Source organism: Methylobacterium aquaticum (assembly GCF_001043915.1).
GTDB lineage: Bacteria > Pseudomonadota > Alphaproteobacteria > Rhizobiales > Beijerinckiaceae > Methylobacterium > Methylobacterium aquaticum.
Window position 1 is genome coordinate 1 of sequence record NZ_LABX01000259.1, and the last position, 7,080, is coordinate 7,080.

A 7,080-nucleotide genomic window follows, 5' to 3' on the forward strand; every position below is an offset into this window, starting at 1 on the left:
CGCGAGCAGGATGTCGGGTCGAGCCAGATCAACCAGGCGATCCAGCAGCTCGACAAGGTGACGCAGCAGAACGCGAGCGCCTCCGAGCAGGTCTCGGCGACCTCCGAGGAGCTGGCGGCACAGGCCGAGGCGCTCCAGGCGGCGATCGCGTATTTCCGGATCGGCGAGGCGGCGGCGTCAGTGCCGCAGGCGCGCCCGATCGACGGGGCGGTGTCGCAGTTGCGCGCCACGGCGGCCCGCATGGCCGCCCCCTCGGCGGTGGTGAAGTCGCCCGCCAAGGCATCCGGCAAGGCATCGGCGAAGGCGCCCGGCAAGGCGCCGGCCATGGGGAATTCCGCCCTGCGCCCAGCCCGGAAAGCCGTGAGCCGGGGCGGCTTCGCCCTCGACATGAGCGAGGGCGACGAGCACGACGCCGATTTCGCCCGCCGCGTCTGACCGGGACGGGCCTTGCGGGCATGGCTGCTCGCAAGGCCCGTCGGAGGTCATGTCCCGTGCCTCTCACCAAGCTCCCGACCGCCCTCCCCTCTCGCGAGGGCGTCACGCACCGCCGGGGAGTTTCGTGAGGTGCACCGAGAGCCCCGGCCTGGCCGGGAGCCTCTTCGATCACCCGTCGGACGATTGACGCGATCAGGCCCTCCTGTCGAGGAGGGCTGCAAGCAAGCCGGAGTGCCAGATGTCGAGTGTGTGGCAGTATCTGACCCTGGGTCTCGGACGCGAGACCTTCGGGATCGACATCGAGAACGTCCAGGAGATCCTGGATTACCGCATGCCCGCCTCCCTGCCGCAGGCGCCCGCCTTCCTGGTCGGGATGATCGACGTGCGCGGCCAGAGCTATCCGGTGGTCGACCTGCGCATCAAGCTCGGCCTGCCGCCGGAGGCGCCGACGCCCGCGACCCGGATCATCCTGCTCAACGTGCCGATGCCGGAGCGGATCCTGCGGGTCGGCTTCGTGGCCGACCGGGTCTTCGAGGTAGCGGAGCTGGACCGCGCCGAGATGGAGGCGGCCCCGGAGGTCGGCGGGCGCTGGCGCTCCAGCTACATCGCGGGCATCGGCCGGCGCGGCGACGCCTTCGTGGTGGTGTTCGACCTCGCGCGGCTGATGGCGGGCGACGCGCCGGCGCTCGCCGGCCCGGCCCTGGCCGCCTGAGGACCAGGGCCCCGGTGACGATCCCCATGACCTTCCATCCCGCGGCGTCGATTCCTCTCACGTCGCAACAGCTGAGCGAGCGTCACTTCCAGTCGATCGCCGACGTCATCGAGGCGCGCGTCGGCATCCAGCTCCCGTCCAGCAAGCGCACGATGGTCGAGGGACGCCTGCGCAAGCGCGTGCGGGCGCTCCGGCTGGAGAGCCTCGACGCCTATGCCCGCCACCTCTTCGACGAGGGGCGGCTGGCCGAGGAGTTCGTGCATCTCGTCGATTGCGTGACCACCAACAAGACCGACTTCTTCCGCGAGCCGGCGCATTTCGACCTACTGCGCGAGACCCTGGTGCCGCGGCTCTGCGCGTTGCCGGCCCATCGCGGCGAGCGCCCGTTGCTGAAGCTCTGGAGCGCCGCCGCCTCGACCGGAGCCGAGGCTTACACGATGGCGATGGTGCTCCAGGCCATGATCGCGGCCGGAAACCGCTTCGACTACGCGATCCTCGGGACCGACGTCTCGACGGAGGTCCTGCGGGCGGCCAACGACGGGATCTATTCCGACGAGATGCTCGCCGCGGTGCCGGCCGAGATGCGCCGCCGCTACGTCATGGCCGCCCGCGACCCGGCCCGGCAGGTCGGCCGGGTCGTGCCCGAATTGCGGCGCCGGGTGCGCTTCCGCCACCTCAACCTGATGGACGAGCGCTACGCGGTCGATCGCGACGTCGACGTCATCTTCTGCCGCAACGTCCTGATCTACTTCGACCGGCCGACGCAGCGGGCGGTGCTCGGGCGGCTCGCGGGCCATCTGCGCCCGGGCGGCTACCTCGCCGTGGGCCATTCCGAATCGATGTCCGTCGCCGGCGTCCCGGGCCTGACCCAGGTGACGTCGACGGTCTTCCGGCGCTGAGGAGCCAACCATGGTCGCCCCGATCCGCGTGCTCGTCGTCGACGATTCCGCCTCCGTGCGGCAGACGCTCTGCCAGATCCTCGCCACGGCGCCCGACATCGCCGTGCTGAGCACCGCCGCCGACCCGTTCGTGGCGGCGCGGCGCATCCAGGAGGAGGTGCCGGACGTCATCATCCTCGACCTCGAGATGCCCCGGATGGACGGCCTCACCTTCCTGCGCAAGATCATGGCGCAGAAGCCGATTCCGGTCATCGTCTGCTCGACGCTGACCGAGGCGGGGTCGCGCATGCTGTTCGAGGTGCTGGAGGCCGGCGCCGTCGACGTGCTGCCCAAGCCGCGGGTCGACACGCGCCAGTTCCTGGTCGAATCCTCCGTGCGGGTCTGCGACGCCGTGCGGGCCGCCGCCCGCTCGCGCCTGCGCCCGCGGCGCACCGTGCGGACCGTGGAGGCCAAGCTGTCGGCGGACGCGATCCTGCCGCCGCCGGTCCCGACCCGCCGGGTGGCCGGGACCGAGCCGATCGTGTGCATCGGCGCCTCGACCGGCGGGACGGAGGCCCTGCGCGACGTGCTGGAGCTGCTGCCGGCGGACTCGCCCGGCATCGTCGTCGTGCAGCACATGCCGGAGCATTTCACCGCCGCCTTCGCCCGCCGGCTCGACGGGCTCTGCGCGATCGCGGTCAAGGAGGCGGAGACCGGGGACGCGGTGCTGCCCGGGCGCGCCCTGATCGCCCCGGGCGGGCGGCACCTGCTGATCCAGCGGACGGGCGCGACCTACGCGGTCGTGGTCAAGGACGGTCCTCTCGTCTCGCGCCACCGCCCATCCGTCGACGTGATGTTCCGCTCGGCGGCGCAATGCGCGGGAGCCAACGCGCTCGGCATCCTGATGACCGGCATGGGCGACGACGGCGCCAACGGGCTCCTGGAGATGCGCCGCGCCGGCGCCCAGACGATCGCCCAAGACGAGGAGAGCTGCGTCGTGTTCGGGATGCCCAAGGAGGCGATCGAGCGCGGGGCCGCCGCCAAGGTGATGCCCCTCGAGCGCCTCCACCTGGAGATCCTGCGCTTCCATATGGCCCAGCCCCTGAGCCGCTCCGCTTGACGGCGGAGCAGTTGGTCCGGGGTCGCGCCCCGTCCCGCCGCCGATCACGCGGCATCCGGGCCGGCCGCCGTCTGCTCCTGTGCGGCGCGCTGCTGGTCTCGGCCTGCGCGGATGACGATGGAGGCGAGCGGCGGCGCGCGCTCGGCGACCGCCCGACCCTCGAGGCGGCGATGCGCGTCGCGGATTCCCGCCGGGGCGGCCGCCTGTTCGGCCGCTGCGCCGCCTGCCACACGATCGGCCCCGGCGCGGGCGACCGCAACGGCCCCAACCTGTTCGCGGTGATGAACAAGCCCGTGGCGAGCAACAGCCCGCGCTACGGCTACACCGCGGCCCTGCGCGCGCTCGGGGGGACCTGGACGCCGGAGGCGATGGACCGCTGGCTTGCCGACCCGATGACGGTGGCTCCCGGAACGCGCATGCGGTTCGAGGGACTGGCCGATCCCCTGGACCGGGCGGATGTCATCGCCTACCTGCACTCGCACTCGGCGGGGACCGCCTCGACGCGGTGACGCAGGCGCGGGGCTCGTTCGCGGGCACCGGGCCTCACTCCCTTGACGCCGCGCACGGATCCCGGCGGCGTGAGGCCGGGCCGACTGGAGGAGACGACCGAGCATGGCCCGCATTCCCTATGCCGACACCACCCGGCCCGAGACGGCTGCCCTCGCCGAGCGGATCGTCGCGGAGCGGGGCGAGATCCTGCATCTCTACGCGATGCTGCTGCACAGTCCGCCGGTCGCCGAGGGCTGGCTCGCTTTCCTGACCGCGATCCGCCAGCGCTGCGCCCTGCCCGGCGACATCCGCGAGTTGGTGATCGTGCAGGTCGCGCATCTGAACGGCGCTCGCTACGAGGCCGAGCAGCACGTGCCGATCGCCCTGCGCGAAGGCGTGACCCAGGCTCAACTCGACGCGCTGCCGGACTGGCAGGCGGCGGAGGTATTCGGCCCGCGCGAGCGCGCGGTCCTGGCCTATTGCGACGCGATGACCCGCACCATCCACGTCGACCCGGGGGTTTTTGCGGATCTGCGCGGGCATTTCGACCCGCGGGCGATCGTCGAGCTGACCGCCACGATCGGCGCCTACAACATGGTGTCGCGGTTCCTGGAAGCGATCGGAATCGATTCCGCCGACGACAAGGGAGTGGTCCGGTGAACCGCCGCATCGCCGTGATGGGCCTCGGCCAGATGGGCTGGCCGATCGCCCGCAACCTCGCCCGCAAAGGGACCGGCGCCGAGACGATCGTGGCAATCGATGCCGATCCGGCCCGCGTCGCGTCGCTGTCGGAGCCCGGCATCACCGTCACGACCGACCGGGACGCGGTCGCGGGCGCCGACGTGCTGGTCCTCTGCCTACCCGACGGGGACGTGGTGGAGGCGGTGCTGTTCGGCCCGGACGGGCTGGTGCCGCGGCTCGCGCCCGGCGCGACGGTGATCGATCTCAGCACCATCGCGCACGATCAGGCGGTGCGACTCGGCGAGGCGCTGGAAGCCCAGGGCTTCTCCGTCCTCGACGCGCCGGTCTCCGGCGCCCCCGCCGGGGCCGAGGCCGGGACGCTCACGGTGATGTGCGGCGGCACGCCCGAGACCTTCGCGGCAATGTCGCCGCTCCTCGACCGCATCGGCACCCAGGTGCTGCATATGGGCCCGCTCGGCAGCGGCCAGCTCACCAAGACGATCAACAACGTGATCTACGACATCAACATCGCGGCGCTCGCCGAGGTGCTGCCGATGGCGGTGGCGATGGGCCTCGACCCTGAGCGGCTCGCGAGCGTGGTGACGACCGGCACGAGCCGCAGCTACGCCTCGCAATACTTCGTGCCGCGGATCCTCAGGGGCGAGTTCGACGAGGGATATCCGCTGGCCAAAGCCTACAAGGACCTCGTCAGCGCGGCTGCGGTCTCGATCGGGCGCGGCTTCCCGCTGCCGGTGACGGCGGCGGCCACCGCGACCTACCAGATGGCCCTCCTCGCCGGCCACGGTGCCCGCGACAAGGGCGCAATGGTGCTGCCCTTCGAGGCGATGCTCGGGGTCAAGGTCCGGGCGCCCTCGGGGTGAGGGCGCCCCGGATGGTTCAGGTCGGCGACAGGACGTGGATCGCCCGGGAGAGGATGTGGTCCTTGGTCTTGGCCCCATAGGCGGCCATGTGGGGCGCGGCCGCATGCGCCATCAGGGCGTCGAGGCTCGCCCATTTCTCGATCACCACGAAGGTGTCCGGCCCGAACGGCACCTGGAACGGGCCGACGCCGTCGGTGTCGATCGCCGCGCCGTACTCGATGCAGCCCTCCTCGGCATGGACGGCCGGCACGTTCGCCCGGAAGGCGTCGAGCACCGTGTCGCGCAGGCCGGGCTTGGTCCGGATGATGGCGAGGACGTGGATCATGGGGGTTTCCTCCTTGGTTTGATGAATCGCGGTCACGCCGCCTCTCGCCCCGGCCGGACGGCCAGCCGCGACAGGCTCACCACGCTGGCGATCCCCGCGAAGGCGGCGCCGAGCCCGAGCGCCAGGGCCGGGCCATGCGCCGCCGCGACGGCGAAGCACGCCGCCACCAGGGCCGCCCCGGTGGTCTGGCCGAGGAGCCGGGAGGTCGCCACGATGCCGCTCGCGCCGCCGGCCCGGGCTTGCGGCGCGCTCGTCATGATGGCGCGCAGGTTCGGCGCCTGGAAGAAGCCGAAGCCGGCCCCGCACACCGCCATCCGCCAGGCGAGGCCCACGACGCCCGGCTCGGCCGGAAGCGCCGCCAGCGAGGCCATGCCGAGCGCCAGGATCGCGAGCCCGATCCCGCCGAGGAGCCCCGGCGGGTAGCGGTCCGAGAGGCGGCCGGCCACCGGCGCCATGACGGCGACCACCAGCGGCCAGGGCGTCATCAGGAAGCCGGTCTCGACCTGCGAGCGCCCGAGGGCGTGCTGGAACAGGAACGGCAGCGACACGAAGGCGAGCCCCTGCGCGGCGAAGGAGCAGACCGAGGTCGCCGCCGAGAGCGCGAAGAGCGGGCGCCGGAAGAGATCGACGGCGAGCATCGGGGCCGGATGGCCGGCCTGGCGGCGCAGCAGCGCCGCGCCGCAGGCGAGCGCGCCACCGAACTCGGCCATCACGCGCCAGAGCGGCCCGACATGGGCCGCCTCGCCGAGGCCGAGCACGAACAGCGCGAAGGTGGCGGCGGTGAGAAGCGCGCCTATCCAGTCGAAGGCGTGGCCGGCCCGGCCGGTCTCCGGAAGGGCCCGCCGGGCCAGCGCCAGGGCCGCGAGGCCGATCGGCAGGTTGACGGCGAAGAGCCACGGCCAGGGCGCCGCCACCAGGATCAGCGAGGCCACGGTCGGCCCGAGCGCGAAGCCCACGCCGACCACGAAGGCGTTCAGGCCCATGCCCCGCCCGAGCTCGTGGGTCGGATAGATGAAGCGGATCAGCGCGACGTTGACGGCCATCAGGGCGCTCGCCCCGACGCCCTGGAACACCCGCGCGGCGACGAGCGCCGGCAGCGACCAGGCGAGCGCGCAGACCAGCGAGGCCAGGGTGAACAGCACGAGCCCCACCAGGTACACCCGCCGCTGCCCGACGATCTCGCCCAACGCCGCGATCGGCAGCAGGGTCGCCACCACGGCGAGCTGGTAGGCGTTGACGATCCAGACCGACTCCGCCGGATCGACGCCGAGATCGGTCGCGATGGTCGGGAGCGCGGTGTTGGCGATGGCAGTGTCGAGCGTGGCGAGGGCCACGCCGGCGAGCACCGCCGCCATCGCCTGCCGGCGCCGGGCCGGCGGCAGGCCCTCGCGGGCGGGCGTGGTCATGTCCGGGGCGGGAGAGGAAGAGGCAAGCTGTGACACCTGCCCTGGATGGGTCGCGGCGGCAGCCTTGGCAAGCGGTTCGACGCGGTAATCGGCAGGCTCGCGCCTCGGCCGCGGCGGGACGGCCCGGGGAAAGACGCGGCGCGGGTGTTCTCC

Annotated in this window: 8 protein-coding genes and 1 pseudogene; 7 read left to right on the top strand and 2 right to left on the bottom strand. The window is 72.6% G+C overall.

Annotated features, from left to right (window positions below):
- The 7 genes and pseudogenes from VP06_RS37405 to VP06_RS28225 all read left to right on the top strand — a co-directional run.
- Positions 1 to 435, top strand: a pseudogene (locus VP06_RS37405) (methyl-accepting chemotaxis protein); the annotation flags it as partial.
- 238 nt (positions 436 to 673) lie between these two features.
- Complete coding sequence (locus VP06_RS28200) at positions 674 to 1,147, top strand: chemotaxis protein CheW (RefSeq protein WP_048467129.1); 474 nt, start codon at positions 674 to 676, stop codon at positions 1,145 to 1,147.
- A gap of 26 nt (positions 1,148 to 1,173) precedes the next feature.
- Positions 1,174 to 2,046: a CheR family methyltransferase gene (locus VP06_RS28205; RefSeq protein WP_048467130.1), complete on the top strand. Its 873-nt coding sequence runs from the start codon at positions 1,174 to 1,176 to the stop codon at positions 2,044 to 2,046.
- A gap of 10 nt (positions 2,047 to 2,056) precedes the next feature.
- Positions 2,057 to 3,145: a protein-glutamate methylesterase/protein-glutamine glutaminase gene (locus VP06_RS28210; RefSeq protein ID WP_048467131.1), complete on the top strand. Its 1,089-nt coding sequence runs from the start codon at positions 2,057 to 2,059 to the stop codon at positions 3,143 to 3,145.
- An 11-nt stretch (positions 3,146 to 3,156) separates the two neighbouring features.
- Complete coding sequence (locus VP06_RS28215; RefSeq protein WP_197093306.1) at positions 3,157 to 3,654, top strand: c-type cytochrome; 498 nt, start codon at positions 3,157 to 3,159, stop codon at positions 3,652 to 3,654.
- 103 nt (positions 3,655 to 3,757) lie between these two features.
- Positions 3,758 to 4,294: a carboxymuconolactone decarboxylase family protein gene (locus VP06_RS28220; RefSeq protein WP_048467132.1), complete on the top strand. Its 537-nt coding sequence runs from the start codon at positions 3,758 to 3,760 to the stop codon at positions 4,292 to 4,294.
- Positions 4,291 to 5,196 (top strand): NAD(P)-dependent oxidoreductase, encoded by a 906-nt coding sequence (locus tag VP06_RS28225; protein WP_156295819.1) that lies wholly within the window; start codon positions 4,291 to 4,293, stop codon positions 5,194 to 5,196. The genes VP06_RS28220 and VP06_RS28225 overlap by 4 nt, the downstream gene beginning before the upstream one ends.
- Before the next feature lie 16 nt (positions 5,197 to 5,212).
- On the opposite strand, the gene VP06_RS28230 is transcribed toward VP06_RS28225, so the two are convergent.
- Both VP06_RS28230 and VP06_RS28235 read right to left on the bottom strand, forming a co-directional pair.
- Positions 5,213 to 5,521 (bottom strand): putative quinol monooxygenase, encoded by a 309-nt coding sequence (locus VP06_RS28230; protein ID WP_048467133.1) that lies wholly within the window; start codon positions 5,519 to 5,521, stop codon positions 5,213 to 5,215.
- A 32-nt stretch (positions 5,522 to 5,553) separates the two neighbouring features.
- On the bottom strand, positions 5,554 to 6,927 hold the full coding sequence (locus VP06_RS28235) for an MFS transporter (protein ID WP_048467134.1): 1,374 nt from the start codon (positions 6,925 to 6,927) through the stop codon (positions 5,554 to 5,556).
- Positions 6,928 to 7,080: the final 153 nt, after the last annotated feature.

What these genes read in the sequence shown, in the direction of transcription:
- VP06_RS28200 (WP_048467129.1), top strand. Translation starts at nt 674, where the DNA reads ATGTCGAGTGTGTGGCAGTATCTGACCCTGGGTCTCGGACGCGAGACC.
- VP06_RS28205 (WP_048467130.1), top strand. Translation starts at nt 1,174, where the DNA reads ATGACCTTCCATCCCGCGGCGTCGATTCCTCTCACGTCGCAACAGCTG.
- VP06_RS28210 (WP_048467131.1), top strand. Translation starts at nt 2,057, where the DNA reads ATGGTCGCCCCGATCCGCGTGCTCGTCGTCGACGATTCCGCCTCCGTG.
- VP06_RS28220 (WP_048467132.1), top strand. Translation starts at nt 3,758, where the DNA reads ATGGCCCGCATTCCCTATGCCGACACCACCCGGCCCGAGACGGCTGCC.
- VP06_RS28230 (WP_048467133.1), bottom strand. Translation starts at nt 5,521, where the DNA reads ATGATCCACGTCCTCGCCATCATCCGGACCAAGCCCGGCCTGCGCGAC.
- VP06_RS28235 (WP_048467134.1), bottom strand. Translation starts at nt 6,927, where the DNA reads ATGACCACGCCCGCCCGCGAGGGCCTGCCGCCGGCCCGGCGCCGGCAG.